Source organism: Bacillus sp. AM 13(2015) (assembly GCF_001518755.1).
GTDB lineage: Bacteria > Bacillota > Bacilli > Bacillales > Bacillaceae > Bacillus > Bacillus safensis.
On sequence record NZ_LKCP01000040.1, the window covers coordinates 22859 to 42579 of the forward strand.

At 42.7% G+C, this 19721-nt stretch carries 21 protein-coding genes; 14 read left to right on the forward strand and 7 right to left on the reverse strand.

The annotated features are described in order from the left end of the window. Positions 1-65: 65 nt before the first annotated feature. The 7 genes from AOQ70_RS05485 to AOQ70_RS05515 all read left to right on the forward strand — a co-directional run bounded on the left by AOQ70_RS05485 (position 66) and on the right by AOQ70_RS05515 (position 5347). Positions 66-1031: an ABC transporter permease gene (locus tag AOQ70_RS05485; RefSeq protein WP_059375133.1), complete on the forward strand. Its 966-nt coding sequence runs from the start codon at positions 66-68 to the stop codon at positions 1029-1031. An 18-nt stretch (positions 1032-1049) separates the two neighbouring features. Continuing rightward, positions 1050-2162 (forward strand): glycoside hydrolase family 88/105 protein, encoded by a 1113-nt coding sequence (locus AOQ70_RS05490; RefSeq protein ID WP_059375136.1) that lies wholly within the window; start codon positions 1050-1052, stop codon positions 2160-2162. After that, positions 2159-2683 (forward strand): hypothetical protein, encoded by a 525-nt coding sequence (locus tag AOQ70_RS05495; protein WP_058838204.1) that lies wholly within the window; start codon positions 2159-2161, stop codon positions 2681-2683. Before AOQ70_RS05490 ends, AOQ70_RS05495 begins: the two co-directional genes overlap by 4 nt. A 17-nt stretch (positions 2684-2700) precedes the next feature. Next, the gene (locus AOQ70_RS05500; protein WP_039180762.1) at positions 2701-3990 is read left to right on the forward strand and encodes a Gfo/Idh/MocA family protein; all 1290 of its coding nucleotides are present in this window, start codon (positions 2701-2703) and stop codon (positions 3988-3990) included. A gap of 24 nt (positions 3991-4014) precedes the next feature. Then, entirely contained in the window at positions 4015-4698 is a 684-nt protein-coding gene (locus AOQ70_RS05505) for a YesL family protein (protein ID WP_059375139.1), read from the forward strand. A 54-nt stretch (positions 4699-4752) separates the two neighbouring features. Next, positions 4753-5064, forward strand: coding sequence for a rhodanese-like domain-containing protein (locus AOQ70_RS05510; RefSeq protein WP_024424882.1), 312 nt, complete (start codon positions 4753-4755; stop codon positions 5062-5064). Between the two features lie 100 nt (positions 5065-5164). Continuing rightward, positions 5165-5347: a sporulation protein Cse60 gene (locus tag AOQ70_RS05515; RefSeq protein WP_024424881.1), complete on the forward strand. Its 183-nt coding sequence runs from the start codon at positions 5165-5167 to the stop codon at positions 5345-5347. Between the two features lie 45 nt (positions 5348-5392). Here the strand turns inward: AOQ70_RS05515 and AOQ70_RS05520 are convergent, their stop codons facing one another. From AOQ70_RS05520 to AOQ70_RS05535, 4 genes are all read right to left on the reverse strand, one after another. Beyond that, a complete protein-coding gene (locus AOQ70_RS05520; RefSeq protein WP_039180751.1) occupies positions 5393-5917 on the reverse strand; it encodes a CbrC family protein in 525 nt (174 codons plus the stop codon). Positions 5918-6047: 130 nt separating this feature from the next. Beyond that, positions 6048-7580, reverse strand: coding sequence for a glycine betaine transporter OpuD (gene opuD / locus AOQ70_RS05525; RefSeq protein WP_039180749.1), 1533 nt, complete (start codon positions 7578-7580; stop codon positions 6048-6050). Positions 7581-7720: 140 nt separating this feature from the next. Next, positions 7721-7918: a hypothetical protein gene (locus tag AOQ70_RS05530; RefSeq protein ID WP_024424878.1), complete on the reverse strand. Its 198-nt coding sequence runs from the start codon at positions 7916-7918 to the stop codon at positions 7721-7723. Further along, positions 7915-9186, reverse strand: a complete 1272-nt coding sequence (locus AOQ70_RS05535) for an NAD(P)/FAD-dependent oxidoreductase (RefSeq protein WP_058838208.1) — start codon at positions 9184-9186, stop codon at positions 7915-7917. Before AOQ70_RS05535 ends, AOQ70_RS05530 begins: the two co-directional genes overlap by 4 nt. Positions 9187-9361: 175 nt before the next feature. Here AOQ70_RS05535 and AOQ70_RS05540 point away from each other — a divergent pair, with 175 nt between their 5' ends. Beyond that, a complete protein-coding gene (locus tag AOQ70_RS05540) occupies positions 9362-10984 on the forward strand; it encodes a putative polysaccharide biosynthesis protein (protein WP_047203499.1) in 1623 nt (540 codons plus the stop codon). A gap of 16 nt (positions 10985-11000) precedes the next feature. After that, positions 11001-11717, forward strand: coding sequence for a pseudouridine synthase (locus tag AOQ70_RS05545; protein WP_047203498.1), 717 nt, complete (start codon positions 11001-11003; stop codon positions 11715-11717). Positions 11718-11994: 277 nt separating this feature from the next. On the opposite strand, the gene AOQ70_RS05550 is transcribed toward AOQ70_RS05545, so the two are convergent. Together AOQ70_RS05550 and AOQ70_RS05555 are read right to left on the reverse strand one after the other, a co-directional pair. Further along, entirely contained in the window at positions 11995-12216 is a 222-nt protein-coding gene (locus tag AOQ70_RS05550; protein ID WP_008356419.1) for a DeoR family transcriptional regulator, read from the reverse strand. Between the two features lie 373 nt (positions 12217-12589). After that, complete coding sequence (locus AOQ70_RS05555; protein WP_059375142.1) at positions 12590-13888, reverse strand: NCS2 family permease; 1299 nt, start codon at positions 13886-13888, stop codon at positions 12590-12592. A gap of 95 nt (positions 13889-13983) precedes the next feature. On the opposite strand from AOQ70_RS05555, the gene pepV reads away from it, so the two are divergent. Both pepV and AOQ70_RS05565 read left to right on the forward strand, forming a co-directional pair. Then, on the forward strand, positions 13984-15384 hold the full coding sequence (pepV, locus tag AOQ70_RS05560) for a dipeptidase PepV (RefSeq protein ID WP_059375145.1): 1401 nt from the start codon (positions 13984-13986) through the stop codon (positions 15382-15384). 29 nt (positions 15385-15413) lie between these two features. Further along, positions 15414-16031 (forward strand): Type 1 glutamine amidotransferase-like domain-containing protein, encoded by a 618-nt coding sequence (locus tag AOQ70_RS05565; protein ID WP_039180732.1) that lies wholly within the window; start codon positions 15414-15416, stop codon positions 16029-16031. A 55-nt stretch (positions 16032-16086) separates the two neighbouring features. On the opposite strand, the gene cysK is transcribed toward AOQ70_RS05565, so the two are convergent. Then, positions 16087-17016 carry a cysteine synthase A gene (gene cysK / locus AOQ70_RS05570; RefSeq protein WP_039180729.1) on the reverse strand — a complete coding sequence of 310 codons (930 nt, stop codon included), beginning with the start codon at positions 17014-17016 and terminating at the stop codon, positions 16087-16089. Between the two features lie 94 nt (positions 17017-17110). Between cysK and thpR the strand changes: the two genes are divergently transcribed. From thpR to AOQ70_RS05585, 3 genes are read left to right on the forward strand one after another with little or no spacing between them, the layout of a single operon-like run. Beyond that, complete coding sequence (thpR, locus tag AOQ70_RS05575) at positions 17111-17662, forward strand: RNA 2',3'-cyclic phosphodiesterase (RefSeq protein ID WP_041086687.1); 552 nt, start codon at positions 17111-17113, stop codon at positions 17660-17662. A gap of 25 nt (positions 17663-17687) precedes the next feature. Next, a complete protein-coding gene (locus AOQ70_RS05580) occupies positions 17688-18623 on the forward strand; it encodes a hypothetical protein (RefSeq protein ID WP_039180723.1) in 936 nt (311 codons plus the stop codon). Between the two features lie 48 nt (positions 18624-18671). Then, positions 18672-19601, forward strand: a complete 930-nt coding sequence (locus AOQ70_RS05585) for a YegS/Rv2252/BmrU family lipid kinase (RefSeq protein ID WP_059375148.1) — start codon at positions 18672-18674, stop codon at positions 19599-19601. The last annotated feature ends 120 nt before the right edge of the window (positions 19602-19721 follow it).

Here is a 19721-nt window from a genome sequence, read left to right on the forward strand (position 1 = left end):
TAGACGGATTTTTCATCCTTAAGATACAGTTAACACATGCATCAGCTTGAGGGGAGGCTTTATCAATGAAAACAGAGGATGTCACTGCCAAGGGTGTGCCTGCGGCAGCTTTGAAAAACGAAAAAAGAAAGCGCTTACTTAATCAACTGCTTAGTCAAAAGTTTTTGTATTTAATGATTTTGCCGGGGCTCATTTATTTTCTTGTCTTTAAATATGTGCCAATGTGGGGGCTCATCATTGCCTTTCAAGATTACCAGCCGTTTCTCGGCATTCTTGGCAGTGAGTGGGTGGGCTTCAAACACTTTATTCGCTTGTTTACAGAACCAACATTTTTCATCTTATTAAAAAATACGCTGATTTTATTTGCCATGAATGTTGTGATTTTCTTTCCAATTCCGATCTTATTAGCCCTTCTTTTAAATGAAGTGAGATTGGCATTGTTTAAGAAATTTGTACAGACGATGATTTATATCCCTCACTTCATGTCATGGGTCATTGTCGTGTCCTTATCTTTTGTTTTGTTAACAGTGGATGGCGGGTTAATTAATGAATTGATTGCTTTCTTTGGAGGGGAAAAGATTAACTTCCTCCTTAGTAAGGAATGGTTTAGACCAATGTACATTTTACAGGTGATTTGGCGGGAAGCAGGCTGGTCGACGATCATTTACCTTGCGGCGATTACAGCGGTAGATCCGCAGCTATATGAAGCAGCAAAAATGGATGGTGCGGGGAGATTGAGACAAATGTGGCACATCACACTTCCTGCCATCAAAAGTGTCATTGTCGTTCTGCTTATTTTGAAAATTGGTGATACGCTTGAGCTTGGCTTTGAGCATGTCTATCTATTACTGAACGCAACGAACCGGGAAGTAGCGGAGATTTTTGATACGTACGTTTATACAGCAGGTCTTAAGCAAGGACAATTCAGTTATAGTACCGCTGTTGGTTTATTTAAAGCAGCCGTCGGACTTATTTTGGTCATGCTGGCAAACCGTTTAGCGAAGAAATTCGGGGAAGAAGGTATTTATTAAAAAGGGAGATGAGGAAGAATGACATTATCGATTGAAAAGGGATCACCGCTTGAGCATGCAGAGAAATTAGCACAAACCATTATGAAAGCGTATACACCGATTGAGCTGCCGCCAGCTGGAAGATGGCATTATCATCAAGGCGTTTTCCTTTGCGGCGTTATGAAGCTATATGAGGCAACGGGGAACGAGGCGTATTTCGATTATGTGAAAAACTATGCGGATTCACTCATTGATGAGTACGGTAATCTGTTATTTCGCAGGGATGAGCTTGATGCCATACAAGCAGGGCTCATTTTATTCCCTCTTTACGAACGAACGAGAGAGAAGCGGTATGTGCTCGCAGCGGAGAAGCTGCGTGGACTTTATCGTACGCTAAACCGCACGTCTGAGGGCGGATTTTGGCATAAAGATAATTATGCTTATCAAATGTGGCTCGATGGTCTCTACATGGGCGGTCCTTTTGCCTTAAAGTATGCTCAGCTTAAAGGTGAAGAGTCACTTGTGGATATGGTCATCCATCAAGAGCATCTCATGAGAAAGCATACGAAAGATGAACAAACTGGTCTATATTATCACGCGTGGGATGAACGAAAAACGATGCCATGGGCTGATCTAAAGACCGGCTGTTCCCCAGAGTTTTGGGCAAGATCGTTTGGCTGGTATGTCCTTGCATTGGCAGATATGATTGAGGACCTGCCCGAGCAGCATGAGATGCGGAAAGTGTGGAAGGAAACACTGACAGATATGCTGGAAAGTGTGGCAAAGTACCAGGATCAAACGACAGGTCTCTGGCATCAAATCATTGATAAAGGAGATCACAGTGACAATTGGCTTGAAAGCTCGGGATCGTGTTTATTCATGTACGCCATGGCAAAGGCCATGAATGAAGGGTATGTAGGTCTCCGTTATGTTGATCATGTGGTCAAAGCATATCAAGGCTTGATTCAGCATAAGACGGCTGAGAAAGAAAATGGTGATTTTACCATCAACGATATCTGTATTGGAACATCTGCGGGATTTTATGATTATTACGTTGGAAGAGAGCGAAGCACAAATGACTTGCACGGGGCAGGCGCTTTTATTATGGCGTTAACTGAGCTAGAAAAGCTGTCTGTTTTTCAAAAGGCATGAGAAGGCAAAAAAGAGCCGCCGTATGGCTCATCAGTTTCATCGCTGCCTTTTGTTTATCTGCCTGTCAGGGGAAAACAAACGGTATCGATGTCCTGATTTTTTCTGATATGTCAAAGGGAATGAAGGATCAATTAGTGGAGAAGGCTTTTCAGCCGGAACAAGAGACTTATAGCGTCCACATCTTTCCGGCGGTTCCTGAAAAGCTTCTTGTTGAAATTACCTCAAAAGAGGGGGACGTGATGCTTGTCCCAGAAGAAATGTTTAGAACGTATGATGATCCTGAAAGCTTTCAGCTGCTGGAAGAGATGGAAATAGGCGATCAAGCAGCAGGACCATATACGGTCGAGGACAAAAAGACAGGGAAAACGGTCGATTATGCGGTACAAATCAATAAAGGAAAGAAAAAACTCAACGGTTATACCTTTCAATTACATCGAGATATGGTCGCTTTTATTCCCGTGTATGCTGACAAGACGAAAGAGGCGCTGTCTCTCATGAAACAGCTTCGTGAAAACCAATAGAAAATGGGGTGAGGAATGTGAAACGGGTCGTGATTTGCGGGCTGAGTCATCGTGCGTTCAATATGTTTATTCGACCGCTTACAGAGGATTTCAATGAGCAGTATAAGATTACAGGGCTCCTAGATATAGATCATCAGCGGTATACACTTTGTCAGGAGCGTTTTCCATCACTCCGGGGCGTTTCGTTTTTTCATGAAGATGCATTTGATCAGATGGTCAAGAAAGCAAAACCAGATATCGTCATTGTGGCAGGCAGGGATGATACACATGTCACGTATATCATGCAGGCACTTGACCATGATCTAGATGTCATCACCGAAAAGCCGATGGTGACAACAGCAAAAGACGCCAAAAAAGTGATGGAAAAAGAGGCGGAAAGTAAAGGAAAGGTCACGGTCACCTTTAATTATCGCTACAATCCCTTCCATCGAAAGATAAAAGAACTGATTCTAGACGGGAAAATTGGAAGGGTCACATCCGTTGAACTGAGCTGGCTGATTGATACGTATCATGGTGCTAGTTATTTCAAAAGGTGGAACCGTACACGTCAATTCTCTGGCGGACTGTCTATTCATAAGTCGACGCATCATTTTGATCTGGTCAACTGGTGGATTGATCAAAAGCCGAAGCAAGTATTTGCCTACGGGGCGCTGAACTATTACGGCAGCGAAAGCCCTTGGAATCCCTTGCACGGGGAGGAAAATAGATTTTGCGGAACATGTCATGTGAAGGATATCTGTCATTATGAAGCAAGGTGGAATCCGCGGGTTGAGCGCTCGAAGGTGGAGGACGACCATATTGAATCCGGTCAGGAGCAAACGCAGCAGTACTCAAATTATCGCCCGGATGCGTGCATTTTTGATCAGGAAATTGATATTGAGGATACATATGTGGCGTCAGTCGCTTATGATCAAGGGGCTCTGCTCAGCTATTCGATTCAATTCTCCGCCCCATATGAAGGCTATCGTCTGGCTATTAATGGGACGAAGGGGCGTATTGAAACAAATGAGTTTCATGTGCCATCAAGAATTCCTTTTCAATTCCCAGAACAAACAATTTCTTATTACCCGATGTTTGGATCAAAGGAGACAATTGAAGTCGTCAAGCAGCCAGGCGGACATGGCGGAGGAGATCCTCTGCTTTTGGCTGATTTATTTATAGGAAAAGATCCATTGATTCACTACGACATTTTAGCAGGTGCAGAGGCTGGTGCTTATTCGATTGCTCTTGGAGAAGGCATGTGGCGATCTGCCGCAGAAAAACGCCCAATTGAAATTGATGAATTGTTTCATAAAGAGAAGGTGTAAAGAGAAAGAGAGGAGGGGAAAGAGATGGATCATGATGGTTCAATGAGCAGAATGCTGAGGATGTGTGAGTGGGTGATGAGACTCGCCTATACGAATTTGTTATGGCTTTTGTTCACTATCCTAGGGCTTGGGATCTTTGGCTTGATGCCTGCGACCACTGCGTTATTTTCCGTGATGAGAAAGTGGATTCAAGGGCATGAGCAGGTCAATGTATTCCGCACTTTTTGGAAGGTATACCGGGAGGAGTTTGTCCGCTCTAACATGATTGGAGTGGTGCTGTTCATCATTGGAACGATTATTTATGTCGACCTTGCTTATATTTATCCGACGAGCTGGTTCCTACATGTGCTTCGCTTTGCTATATATATTTTTGGTTTTCTGTTTTTTGTGAGCTTATTTTATATTTTTCCGCTGCTTGCTCATTATGATTGGAAAAAACGTCTCTATCTGAAATTCTCTCTTCTGCTGGGTGTGTCATATTTGCAATATACACTCTCTATGCTTGTTTTCTCGGCTGTGCTGTTTGTTCTGTTTGCTTATTTACCGGGAATCGTGCCATTTTTTAGTGTGAGCATACTTGCCTACGGTCATATGTGGCTGGCCTATCAAGTCTTTAAAAAGGTAGAGTTTGAAAGTGAGCACGAGACAGCCGAAGTGAAGAAGCTGCTGCCGTCTTTCCTTCAATCGAAGCGGGTGAATACGCAGTGAAGTGAACCATCTGCTATAATGGTGTCACCGTGATGAAAAGGAGAGATGAGACTCGTGTCAGTGAAAGAAATTTCAATAGAAGAATTAAAACAAAAGCTTGAGCAGGAAGACGCCATTCAGCTTGTCGATGTACGTGAGGATGAAGAGGTAGCAGAAGGGATGATCCCGGAAGCAATCCACATTCGAATGGGCGATATCCCTGAGAAGCTGGATGCATTCGATCAAACGCAGGAATATTATATTATTTGCCGCTCTGGTAAACGTAGTGAAAATGTCTGCTATTACCTAGAAGATCAAGGCTACCAAGCGACCAATGTTGTTGGTGGGATGCTTGCTTGGACAGGAGAAACAAAACCGAAGTTATAAATTGAAGACCTTTCATCGATAGGATGAAAGGTTTTTTTGTTCATATGCCTCTCTCTATGTGCATAAAGATAGAGTAGCGAGAGAAGGGAGAGTGGCATAGGTGCTAAAGGTAGCTGTATTTGATGAAGAGCATGAGAAAGATTTGCAGAGTGAAATCAATCATTTTTTAAAAGGAATGGATGACGACCAAATCATTGACATCAAGTACAATGTAGCGGTGATCTGTGAGCAGGGAGGGGAACAGCTCTACTGTTTTTCTGCACTCATTTTATATAAAAAATAGACGGTTTCAAAAAAAGGACCTGCTTGAAGGGTCCTTTTTCTTTGGTTAGCTGGCGTCAATATATAAACGGTGCTTGTTGCAGTGAACACATTGGAAGAGGTAGCCCTGTAAGTCTCCTCCGTTGACGAGCCATTGCTTTAGGTTCTCTTTCGTTAATCCTTCGCCGCTGCAAATGTCTTCGATATCCTCGGCGAGTTCTTCCTCTAGATGTTCAATCTCTTTCCAGCCGACATACTGGACGATTGCGCAAAAATCTCCGCAATGACTTAACCAATATTCCTGCTGCCATCCGCGATAGCCTGGCGTTCTGAAGATCAGCTCATCGATATATTCCTCTTGATCGACGTCATCACAGCTCGCATCGTCTTGAAAGGTTCCATTGTATTTTTTAGCCGCTGATCCATCTTTAATGCACCAAGGACAAATTCCCTCCACATCTTCAACAGCATAAAAAGGGCCATGGTACACATAATCTCTTTCTTTCTCACAAACAGGACATGTCGTATGCTCTTTTTTAATCACGTTTAACAAAACTGGGTCTGGGTTGTACTTGAACGTAGGTAACGTCATATAAACCTCCATTATGTAGAAAGTGATAATTCAATACTATTTTAAAGGAATCCTCAAGCTCCAGACAATCTTAAATTGTGTATATAGAAAAAAGCCGTTCGGATGAGGAACGGCTTTTTCTTGCTTGCGATTATGCTTTTTTTACTCTTGGACTTCTTGGTTTATTGACTTGATTGGCTTGTTTGATGATTCTTCGTTCATCATTTAGTGATTTATACAGCGAGACAATCATCAATATGATGACAACGGAGAACGGCAAGGCTGCGAGCTTGGCTGTATTTTGCAAGGCTTCGAGTCCCCCTGAAAATAAAAGCACAGCAGCAACAGCAGATTGGATAATACCCCAGCTGACTTTGACACTGCCAGAAGGATTCAATGATCCGTAGGTTGTCTGCATTCCAAGCACAAATGTAGCTGAATCAGCCGATGTAATAAAGAATACGGCGATTAATATGAGTGCTAGTATCGATGTAATCATCGCCAGCGGATATTCATTAAGCACACCGAAGAGCATCGTTTCAGTTGATAGACCTGCAACATCGACAATATTCTTTTGCTGTAAGTCCATTGCAGATACACCGAAAATCGAGAACCATAGGAATACTAGGATAGAAGGAGCGACTAAGACACCCACTAAAAATTCGCGAATCGTTCGCCCGCGTGACACTCTAGCGATAAAGATCCCGACAAATGGTGCCCAAGAAATCCACCATGCCCAATAAAAGATTGTCCATCCATTAATCCATTCTCTCTTTTCAGGATCATTTGGAGATAGACGGAAGCTCATTTGAACGATATTGGATAAGTATTGTCCAATCGAGTCAGTAAATGAATTTAAGATAAAAACAGTTGGACCTACCAAAAGTAAGAAAAACATCAGAACAGCTGCTAATACCATGTTGATATTACTTAAGTATTTAATGCCTTTTCCAATTCCGCTCAAAGCAGATGCAAGGAAAAGCACCGTCACAATGATAATAATGATCAATTGTGTGCTAAAGGCAATTGGAATATGAAAAAGATAATTCAACCCACCGTTTATTTGTGCTGCACCTAATCCTAGGCTTGTCGCAACACCAACTACAGTTGCAAATACCGCAATACAATCGATGGTTTTTCCGATCCATCCATTCGTTTTATTTCCTAAAACAGGCTGCAGCGTTGCACTGATTAAGCCAGGTGCATCTTTTCTAAATTTAAAGTAAGCAATGCAAAGTGCAACAATGGCATAAATCGCCCATGCATGAAGCCCCCAGTGGAAAAATGTATAGCGAAGGGAATCGCGGAAGGCCTGTGCAGTTTCAGTCTCCCCTGTTGGTGACTGAATAGCATAGTGGCTGATCGGTTCAGCTGCTCCGTAAAAAACAAGACCAATTCCCATACCGGCACTAAATAGCATAGCAAACCAAGAAAATAGACCAAATTCAGGCTCTTCCCCCGGTTTTCCTAGCGTAATCTTACCGATTGGGCTAAAGATAAAGAATAGACAAAAGCCGACAAGCAGTGATACCACTAACAAGTAATACCAGCCAAAGTCATTTGTAATGTATGTTTGAATTTGATCTGTGACATTTTGCAATGTGTCTGGAGAAAACGCTCCCCACATCACGGCAACAAATGTGATCGCAATCACAATCCAAAATACACTTGATACGTTTTTCACACCATCTCACTCTCCTGTTGTTCTACACGTTTAAGCAGAGGACTTAGCTTAATATCCCCTAACTCAACTTATTTCAAACAAAAAGAGGCGAGCTTCTCACTCGACCTCTACTTTACCGTAACATGTTTTGCTTCCATTTATCAACTATCGATATGGGAAGACGATTTTTCCTCAATTCGTTTGCGAAGACGGTAGACGTATTCTTTTAAACATACAGCGAAAATGGTAAACGCCAAAACAATGGCGACTTTTAACGGGGTAATCGACAGCTTCAAGAAAACAGCAGCTGTCAAACTAATAACGACCGCAAGAACAATCGGTAGTGCACGTCTGATCATTGAACTCTCTCCTTTGCTTCTAGTGCAGCATTCATGCCGGCAAGCCTGCCTGTCACAAGTGCTGACGTGATATTGTAACCGCCTGTATAGCCATGGATATCTAGAATTTCTCCGCAGAAATAAAGACCGGGCATTTTTTTAGACGCCATTTTCTTCGGTTCAATTTCCTTCACAGAAACGCCGCCTCCTGTCACAAACGCTTTGTCCAAGGATAGGGTACCATTTGCATGCACAATAAAATGTTTGCAATCATGGGCAAATGCACGCAGTTTATCCTTGGCTAGACCAGAGAATGTGTCTTGTGGATCAATACCGTTCCGTTCTAATAGAAACAATAAATAGCGTTCTTGCATCCAAGATTTAAGGACATTTTTAATGGCTTTCTTCGGTTCATCTTTTAGGTCACGATGAAGCTTTTGGAACAGCTCCTCGTCATTCAGCTTCGGATATAAGTCAATTTGCAGGCGGACTGCCGGCTGCTTTTTCAATTCTTTCACAACAAATCCGCTGCATCTAAGAACAGCTGGACCCGATAAACCAAAGTGAGTAAAGATCATATCCATGACATGTGTGACGACGGGTTTCCCTTTTTTATTTAGAACACTGACAGCCACACTTCTTAAAGAAAGACCTTGAAGCACTTTTTCTTTAATAAATCGTTCATCTGATGTGACCGGTACCTCTGTTGGGAAAAGCTCTGTAATGGTATGACCTGCTGCTTCTGCCCATGCATAGCCGTCACCAGTAGAGCCGGTATGCGGTACACTTTTTCCGCCGACAGCAATGACGACAGCCTTACTTGAAATTTTTTCATCATTATTTGTAACAATTCCAGCTGCTTGTCCGTCTTGATACAGAACCGTTTTAATCTTTTCGTTCGTTCGAATGGTGACATTGAGGGCGCGGAGCCTGTCTAGAAGGGCATCCACAACAGATTGTGCTTTGTTTGATACAGGGAACATACGTCCATGGTCTTCTTCTTTTAGTTCAATGCCAAGGTTTTCAAAAAATGAAATAATATCCTCGTTGTTGAACTCAGAAAATGCACTATATAGAAAACGGCCGTTTCCGGGAATATGCTTGATGATTTCTTCTACTGGAAGGCGATTAGTGACGTTACACCGTCCGCCGCCAGAAATGGCCAGCTTTCTGCCAAGTTTGTTTCCTTTGTCAATTAACAGAACAGTAGCGCCATGCTCTGCTGATGCAATCGCGGCCATCAGTCCAGAAGGTCCGCCGCCAATGACAATGACATCATAATGTTTCATGTTACATTCCTCTTTCTACTTTCAGTCATTTTTCTATTATAACGAAGATTAGGGAAGGCTGAAATATGAATTGATTGGTTTTGTGACTTCAGTATTGGATTTGTTACCTGTGTGTTGAATTGATGTGGTAAAATAGTTAAGTTGAATATTCATTAGAAAAATGGTGGTTAAGCGCATGTCTAATAAATTGCTTCGTGGTACGTTGGTTTTAACGATAGGGACGTATCTCTCTCGTATTCTTGGTATGATTTATTTAATTCCATTTAGCGCAATGGTTGGAGCAACTGGTGGTGCGCTATTTCAATATGGATACAATCAGTATACGATCTTTTTAAGTATTGCTACGCTTGGTTTTCCAACAGCGGTATCAAAATTTGTTTCCAAATATAATGCGATCGGCGATTATGAGACAACAAGAAAAATGTTCAGGGCGGGTATGTCGGTCATGCTTGTCACCGGGATTATCGCCTTTTCTATTTTATATTTGTCCGCACCGATTTTTGCCAAGATTCAGCTTGGCGGATCAAATGAAACAGGCGGTTTGACTGTCGATCAAGTGGTATATGTGATTCGGATGGTCAGCTTAGGCCTTTTGGTTGTGCCGATCATGAGTCTTGTACGGGGTTTCTTCCAAGGGCACTCCATGATGGGACCAACAGCTGTTTCCCAAGTGATTGAACAACTTGTCAGAATCATCTTCCTATTAACGGCGACGTTTATTATTTTAAAGGTGCTTGACGGCGGGCTTGTCATTGCTGTCGGGTATGCAACATTTGCCGCACTGATCGGTGCATTTGGCGGTTTATTTACGCTTTATTTATATTGGCTGAAGCGGAAGGACCGGCTCTTATCTATGCAGCCGAATACAGGCGCTCACTCTGATTTATCTTATAAGCAAATGTTTACAGAGCTGTTTAGCTATGCGGCGCCTTATGTATTTGTTGGACTTGCGATTCCAATTTACTCTTATATTGATACAAACACAATTAACAGAGCCATGATTGCATCAGGGCATCAGGATATAAGTACAGCGGTATTGTCCATTGTGACGTTATATTTACCGAAGCTTGTAATGATTCCTGTGTCACTTGCAACAGCGTTTGGCTTAACCTTGATTCCGACGATTACAGAATCATTTACAGCACGTAATTACAAGCTGCTTAATAGACAAATTGATCAGACGATGCAGATCATTTTATTTTTCGTACTGCCTGCATCATTTGGTATCTCAGCATTGGCTGGACCGGTTTATTGGTTTTTCTATCCATCAGTTCACCCTGAGATTGGGATCTCCATTTTGTTCTGGTATGCACCTGTTGCATTATTGTTTTCTTTATTCACCATTAATGCAGCGATTCTGCAAGGGATTAACAAACAAAAATTTGCTATCGTTAGTCTTTTGTTAGGGATCATTATTAAAACGGTTCTGAACATCCCGCTGATCAGCTGGCTGCAAGGAAATGGTTCTGTACTGGCAACGGCATTAGGCTACAGTGCATCTATCTTGTATATGTTTATCATGATTAAACGCCATGCCGGCTATTCGTTCCGCAGAATTTTCAAACGTTTTATTCTGATTGGTATTTTAACGGCGATCATGGCTGTGGTGGCTTATGTGACATGTCAGCTTGTGAGCCAAGTGATTTCTTATGAAGGCGGAATAGTACAAGCGGGTATCGTCATTTTGATTTCCATGATCACTGGCGGCGGTGTGTATATGTTCTTATCTTATAAGGTGGGATTACTAGAGCGTGTACTTGGCAGCCGTATGCCGAAATTTTTAAGAAAAAAGAGTTAAGAAGAGGTAGATATTCATGAGGCTTGATAAATTACTTGCTAACAGCGGCTTTGGTTCAAGAAAAGATGTGAAAAAGCTTGTCAAGGCCCGGGCGGTCACAGTGAATGGGGAAGTGGCGAAGCAGGTGAAAGATCATGTTGATCCATCAAATGATGAAGTGCTCGTACACGGAGAGCGTGTAGAATATAAAGAATTCATTTACTTAATGATGAACAAACCGGACGGGGTGATTTCAGCCACTGAAGATCTGCGGGATGAAACGGTTGTGGATTTACTCGAGCCGGAGGATATCGCAAGGGAGCCATTTCCTGTGGGGAGACTGGATAAGGATACGGTCGGTCTCCTTCTCCTCACAAATGATGGACAGCTTGCTCATCAATTACTTTCTCCAAAAAAGCATGTGCCAAAAACGTATGAAGTTCATTTGAAATATCCTTTAGGTGATCAAGACATTAAGCGTCTTGAAGAGGGTGTTGTTATCTTAGATGATTATCACACGAAGCCGGCGAAGGTCGAAGTAGATGCGAATGAAGAGGAAGATACACGCATCCGATTGACGATTACTGAAGGGAAGTACCATCAAGTGAAGCTGATGGCCCAAGCGGTGGGAAATGAAGTGATCTTTTTAAAAAGGCTCACAATGGGGGCTGTCTCATTAGATGAAGATCTAGCACCTGGAGAGTACCGTGAATTGACGGATGAAGAATTAGACAGCTTAATGAATCGTGAATAACGTAAGAATAAAAGAAAAGAACCGGCATATCGCCGGTTCTTCAGCGTGTAGACAAACCCTCGCATTCTTTGTCAGTCCTGCGCGCTGGTGCTCACGAATGTTCGATTCGCTCCGCGCCAGTGCTCGTTCTTCCTAGACTTCAAAGGTTTTCTATCACGCTGAAAAGAAGACAAAGGGCTAAAATAAAAATCATTTTAGCCCTTTGTCAACAATCTGCAAAAGAAAAGAACCGGCATATCGCCGGTTCTTTTTGTTATATGGACAATTCATTATACGCTTAAGATGATATTTTTACTTTTTTTCTCGTTGTTTCCCATTTGCCTCTGCTTGGACTATGAACAAGATCGTTATAGGCAAGCACGTTTAAGTCTCTTTGAATGGTTCTAGGTGTGATCCCGAATTCATCAACCAGCTCTTGTGTCGTCACAAGACCTTTCTCTTGAATGAACATATAAACTGATTTAATTCGAGTCATCATACGGTTTGTTGAAGGTTTCAAAAAACCACTCCCTATCAATAAGATCGGATGGACTTGACTAACCACAACTTACTACACTAAAACTGCGAAATAAGGACAAGCAACAATGGTAAATGTTCGTGTTTCTTAATGTTTTATTCTATTATACACGTTATTATGCATCTAGTTCCACCAAAAAGTCAACTTTACGTGTTTTTAAACTTGTCTTCATGAAATGAAATATGGTATATATCATGATTTGAATCCGGTTACAACCCAATAATGATAAGGGATACGATAGAAGCCGTCACGTTCAAACGTTCGAAAAATAAACTCAGAAAATTTACAAAATAAAAAATTCAGTGAAGGCCAAAAAAGGCACATTCCATGTAAGGATGTGCCTTTTCTGTTTCTGTTATCCTTCTAAGAAAAAGAGCTGAATGAAAAATAACACCGCAAAGATGAGAACAAGCACATGTACTTCTCTCCATTTCCCTTTCGCGAATTTCACAAGCGGATATGAAATAAATCCAAGTGAAATTCCTGTAGAGATACTAGAAGTCAGCGGCATCGAAAGAATGACAAGAAAAGCAGGGAATGCCTCGTCTAGTTCGTTCCAGCGAATGCGTGACACCGAGTTCATCATCAAGCAGCCAACAATGATTAAAACAGGTGATGTGATGGATGGTAAAGACGAAATCGCTTGAACGAGCGGGCCAAAAAATAATGCCACAATAAACAGTGCAGCGACCGTTAAAGAAGTCAGCCCAGTTCTTCCGCCAGCAGCAACGCCTGATGATGACTCAATATAAGCAGTGGTTGGGCTTGTACCAAACATAGAACCAACCGTCGTTGCAGCAGAGTCAGCGAGCAGGGCTCTGCGCACTTTTGGCAGCTGGCCGTTTTTCATTAATCCGGCTTGTTCGGCAACGCCGATCATAGTGCCTGTTGTATCAAAAATCGTCACCAGTAAGAAGGAGAAGACGACAGCATATAAATGATGAGAGAACACATCACCAAAAGCAGCGATTGGATTGGTAATCAGCATGCCTTCAGGCAGTGCAGGGACGTCCATCAGCATTTTAGGGAAATGAAGCTGGCCTGTTGCGAGCGCAATCAATGTAGTCGCTAACATGCCGATAAACAGTGCACCATTTATTTGCAGAACCATTAATATAACCGAAATCATTAAGCCGACAAGCGTTAAAACGACAACAGGCGAGCTTAAATTGCCAAGCTTCACAAGGTTTTCTGGATCAGCAGCAATGATTCCAGACTGACGGAGGCCGATGAACGCAATGAAAAGCCCGATTCCTGCTGTAATGCCGTACTTTAAATTATCTGGAATGGCTTGAATGAGTTGTTTTCTAAGGGATGTTAACGATAAAATAATAAAGAGTATACCAGCAACAAATACCGCACTAAACGCTGTTTGATAGCTGATGCCGCCACCGCCGACAACGGTAAAGGTGAAATAGACATTCAGCCCCATGCCTGGTGCAATGGCAATCGGATAATTTGCAAAGAGTGCCATCCAGAGGGTACCGACGACAGCAGCGATGATTGTTGCAGTAAAGACTTGGTCAAAAGGAATACCTGCTTTTGAAAGAATTCCTGGGTTGACGGCAACAATATAGACCATGGTAAAGAATGTCGTCATACCAGCGATGATTTCTTTCTTTATGTTGGTTTGATTTTCTTTTAACTGAAACATAAAATCCTCCATTTACGAACATTATTACAAAACAATTTATATAATATTCGTTTTAAGGGTGGATTGCAACCTTTTTTCAAGGAGGAATGGAAAAAATGAATTGGGAAGCTGAAGTAATACGAAAAAAAGATGACTTGATCAAGGACACACAATCTTTCTTACAAATTGAAAGTGTCCTTGATGAAGAAGGCGGCAAAGAAGGAAAGCCATTTGGTGAAAAAGTTGATGATGCCCTCAAGTATATGCTGAAAAAAGGGGAAGACGAAGGCTTCAAAGTCAAGAATGTCGACGGCTATGCAGGTCATATTGAATATGGGGAAGGCGAAGACATCGTAGGTGTGCTGTGCCATGTGGACGTTGTGCCTGCTGGCGACGGCTGGACAACCCCGCCATTTTCAGCGGACATCAGAGAAAATAAAATCTTTGCACGCGGGGCTATTGATGACAAAGGCCCAACCATGGCGGCATTCTATGCGCTGAAGATCTTAAAAGATTCTGGTCTGCAGCTGTCGAAAAAAATCAGAATGATCATTGGAACAGATGAAGAAAGTGATTGGCGCTGTGTGGACCATTATTTCAAGCATGAAGCAATGCCACAAATTGGATTTGCACCAGACGCCGATTTTCCGATTATTCATGCGGAAAAAGGAATTATTGATGCCACCCTATCATTTACATATCAACAACCAGTGAATCAACAGCGCTATACGCTTAAGCAATTTACATCGGGTATGAGGCTCAATATGGTGCCAGATGAGGCAGCAGCAGCTGTGACTGCTACACAGGAACACGATGCTGAATCATTAAAAACGGCCTTCGAAGCCTATCTTGCTGATCATCAATTATCTGGTGAGGTAAAAAGCACAGCGGATGGACTGCATTTTACATTAAAAGGGGTATCCGTTCATGCCATGGAGCCGGCGCATGGGACAAATGCGGGCATTCATATGGCGAATTTCTTATGCGGACATGAATTAGATGAGCAGGGACTCGCCTTTACTTCCCAAATCAACGCTTTATTTGATCAGGATACAAGAGGGAAAAAGCTAGGAATTGCTTGCAAAGATGATATTAGTGGAGATTTGACATTGAATGTTGGGACAATCCGCTATAAACAGAATGAGGAAGCAAAGCTAGGGTTAAATGTACGCTATCCAGTAACTGCAGACGGCAAGGACGTCAAAAAAGGAATTGAAAGCATCAAAGGGGCGTCCCTTCTAAAATTCGAAGACAGCCCTCCGCATCACGTCTCAAAAGATCATCCGCTTGTGAAAACCTTGCAGCGGGTATATGAGGAGCAAACGGGAGATCCTGCAACCCTTATTGCCATAGGGGGAGGAACGTATGCGAGATCTTTAGAAGCTGGCGTTGCCTTCGGACCTCTATTTCCTGGAAGACCAGACTGCGCCCATCAAAAGGATGAATATATTGAAATTGATGACTTACTAAGAGCAGCAGCTCTTTATGCACAAGCTATGTATGAATTAGCAAAATAGAAATTGGAAAAGAGAAGAGGGGATTCATAGTGAAAAAAATGTTCTTATGCTCTTCATTCAAAGACAGTTATTCTCTCTTGTCTGACTTTGCAGGTGAATCATTAAAAGGTAAGCGTGTGACTTTCTTTCCAACGGCAAGTGCTGTAGAAGAAGTCACGCACTATGTGGAGGCAGCGAAGGAAGCCTTTCAGAAATTAGGGATGCAGCTTGAGACTGTGCAGGTAGATGAACAATCCGTAGAAGAGATCACACAGATGATCAAACAAAATGATGTGATCTATGTTTCAGGAGGCAACACTTTTTATTTATTGCAGGAGTTAAGAAAGCAGCGTCTCGATGACGTGTTGAAAGAAGAAATCAACAAAGGCAAGCTGTACATCGGAGAGTCTGCGGGGAGTATCATTATGGCGCCGAGCATTGAATATATCTCCATGATGGATGAGCAGGAGAAGGCGCCGGAGCTTTCATCATTTCAAGGTTTCAATGAAATAAGCCGCTATCCAGTACCGCATATGCACAATGCCTATTTAGGCGAGGCTGCACAGCTAATCATGGAGAAGCATCAGCAGACACTTGATTTATGTCCGCTTACTGATGAACAGGCTTTACTCGTCACAGGGGAGCAGGCTGAGGTGAAATCTGTCTAAGCATCTTAACCGTGAAAGAGAAAAAGGAACAGGGATTCATCGCCCTGTTCCTTTTTTAATCTTGAAAAACATCACTTGATAAGTATCGTTCACCCGTATCTGCTGTCATACAGATCACGATTTGATTTGCCGGCAATTGCTTCGCTGTTTCAATGGCTGCATAGCAAGCCGCCCCAGAGGATGGGCCTACTAAAATGCCTTCAAGCATAGCGAGCTCCCGTGTGATGTGGTACGCATCTTCGTCGCTTACTTGCACGATCTCATCATAGACATCCTCGTTTAAGATGTGGGGGATAAATCCTGGGCTTGTGCCAACGAGCTTATGTTTGCCAGGTTCCCCGCCAGATAAGACTGGAGATCCCTTAGGTTCTGCTACACGGATGGTTAAATGAGGGAATGCCTTTTTTAATTCCTCTCCAGTTCCTGTAATAGTACCGCCAGTTCCAGCTGTTGCGACAAAGGCGCCAAGGGGCTGTCCAAGTTGTTTCACAGCTTCCATGATTTCGACCGCTGTTGTTCCTCTATGTGCATCTGGGTTTGCTCTATTGTCAAATTGCATCGGAATAAAGCTGTGAGGAATTTGAGCAGCCAGTTCTTCCGCCTTGCGGATGCAGCCTGGCATTTTTTCTTCTCCTGGGGTTAAGACGACCTGCGCCCCGTATGCCTTCAAAATATTGATTCTTTCCTTTGTCATCGTATCAGGCATGACAAGGATAGCTTTGTAGCCTCTTGCGGCAGCATTCATGGCTAAACCAATCCCTGTATTCCCGCTCGTAGGTTCAATAATGGTTGCTCCTTTTGTGAGTTTCCCTTGTTTTTCTGCCTCAACGATCATATTGTAAGCCGCGCGGTCTTTGACACTTCCGCTAGGATTAAATGATTCCAGCTTTAAGTAAACAGCCGCCGCATTTTCTGGCTGGAGCCGCTGTAATTTGACAAGCGGTGTATCGCCAATCAGCTCAGCTATATTTTGTGCAACTTTCATCAGATGACACCCTTTCTTCTCATTCCGCATTTCTTTAGTTATACTATCATCAATGGGGATTCGTAAAGTTTGTTAAAAAAGGACAGGTGATATTGTGTCAGAAAACCGTCATTATTTTATAGGGATTCACATCCCTGAACAACTTGCGCATCAAATCAAACAAGACATTGATCAAAGGAGCGGACTGCTCTTTCAAAAATGGACAGCACCACATGATTATCATGTAACCCTTGTCTTTTTAGGCGCCATTCCAGAAGAGCGTTTAAAAAAGATCATCCAGCTGCTTGACCTCCTTTCAAATGAAGCATCTGCATTTCCACTAGAGCTGAATGAGGTAGGGCAGTTTGGTGCGAAGGAACGCCCGAGAGTCTTTTTTGCAAAGCCTCATGAAAGTGAGCCGCTCATGCATTTAAGAGAAAAGGTAAAGGAGGCTGTCTTGTCAGCAGGACACCCTGTTGAAAAGAGACCGTTTCATCCGCATATGACGATTGCACGCAAATGGAATGCGGATGACCTTTATGAAGAACAAGCGCCTTTACGCAAAGAGCCATATGTGATGGAGGTTTCGCGTATCACTTTATTTGAAATACGTCCGAAGGAAACCCCTCGTTATCACGCAATCAAACAATTTACATTACATAAATGATTCTAGAAGTTGGAGTGAGCAGCAGATGGCGCAAATTATCAAAATTCAAGATTATATATCACGATATGAACAAGACCCGCATCACTACATCAATCAATTCAATCGGTTGAAAAAACAAAGATGGGACGAGTTGAAAAAGGCTTCAAAAGAGGAGGCGCAGCAACCATTTGACCAAATTCCTCAACAAGCGCCTGAACAGGAGGAAGAAAAGAGAAAGAAATTCTCCTTAAAGAGAAAGCAAAAAGAAGCCGATATGAAAAAGGAACGGGACCTAAGTCTTTTTAACGAGCCGACAGATATAGAGCAAGGGGTTTTCAGAAACGTCCCTACCGATGAAACGAAGCTGATTCACTTTTTTAAGGATCATCTCTTTGAAGTGCAATTAAAATGGGCGAGCTCAACGATTTCACATATTTCAACCGTCTCCCATCATATTCGATATGATGAAAAGCTGCGAATGCTGGCGAGGCAGCTTCCAGATTCTTATTTTGTGATGTACAAGCCGGTGCTGCTCATTCAAAAAGCTGAGATGGAATTATGTCCAATACTCATAACGCCGCTCGAAGTAATCTGTTTATCCTTCTTAGAGGCCGAGCCAGACAGCGTCTATATCGGAACGAAGGAACGTTTTTGGGAAAAACGGGCGACTGGGAAAGCTGTTCAGTCCGTCTTAAATCCTTGTGCAAGCCTTCTGCGTTCTGGCACCGTTGTGTCAAAGATCTTACAGCAAAGTGGTGTAGACCTTCCTGTGAAAAAAATTCTCATCAGCCGAACCTCTTATATTGATTTACCAGAAGTTCCATATGGGATGGAGGTTATCGATAAGAAGAAGGCAGAAGAGTGGTTTGAAAAGCAGCGGAAAAATACGGCGCCGACAAAACATCAGCAATTTAAGGCGACAAAGGCGCTGCTTGCTTATGGTGAAACAGACAGCAAAAGAAGGCAGGAATGGCTCGATTAAAGGCATGATGGAAGGTCACGAAAAATGAGACCCGAGTGGAGCTAATATATGAATGAATGGTACTTTATCGTTAATCCAGAAGCAGGACATGGAAAAGGACTCCGCACATGGAGGAGCATAGAGAAAGAATTACAAAAGGTGGAGGTCTCTTATCGATCGTTTCTCACCCAGCATGAAGGCCATGCAGAAGTTTTGGCAAGACAAATCAGTGCCATGCAGGATGACAGGCTGAAGCGATTGATTGTTATTGGCGGTGACGGAACGATTCATGAAGTGCTGAATGGCTTAAAGGAAATCGATCATGTGCAGCTTAGTTTTGTCCCTGCTGGTCATTGGAATGATGCTGCGAAGGGTCTCGGTATCCATCGTCATGATGTCCTAAAAGAAGTGAAAAAGCAAAAGAGAATGCTCACCAAAACATTTTCTCTCGGCTCCTTTCAAGATCATGCCGAAAGTCCGCAATCTGTTCTTTTTCTCAATCATATCGGTGTGGGTTTTGATGCACATGTGCTGAGGAAAACGGTGCATTTTAGAGGAAAAAAGTGGCTGAAACGGCTGGGGCTTGGCTTTATCATCTACCCGCTGTCATTTCTCCATTCTCTATGGTCGTTTAAGCCATTTGATCTTGCGTTATTTATTGAAAATGAGAAGAAAGTCTTTCGACAAGTGTGGTTTGTGATCGTATGCAATCACCCGTATTACGGGGGAGGGCTGGAAGCAGCACCGGAAGTGAGTGCAAGGCAGCCAGGTTTTCAAACGATGGTTGTCACAGATTTGAATCCATTCAAAGTCCTCTTGTTTCTAAGTGCAATGGTGTTTCGAAAGCACCTTGGGATGAAGGGGGTTACCCTGTTTCAGCATGAGGAAGCGTACTTAGAAGCAGATGAAAAAATCTTATTTCACGCAGATGGAGAAGTGATCGGTGCAACGCCTGTCTTTGTGAAGGCAAGTGAACGATCCTTAAAATTACGTGCTTAAATAACTTGCGGTATGTCCGCAGTCAAAGAACCATGAAAAAAGGCTTCTTTTTCGTAAGGTTCTTGTCCTGATTTTTTAGTTTTGCTTGACGAGTATAAGAATGTAACGATAAAATCTATA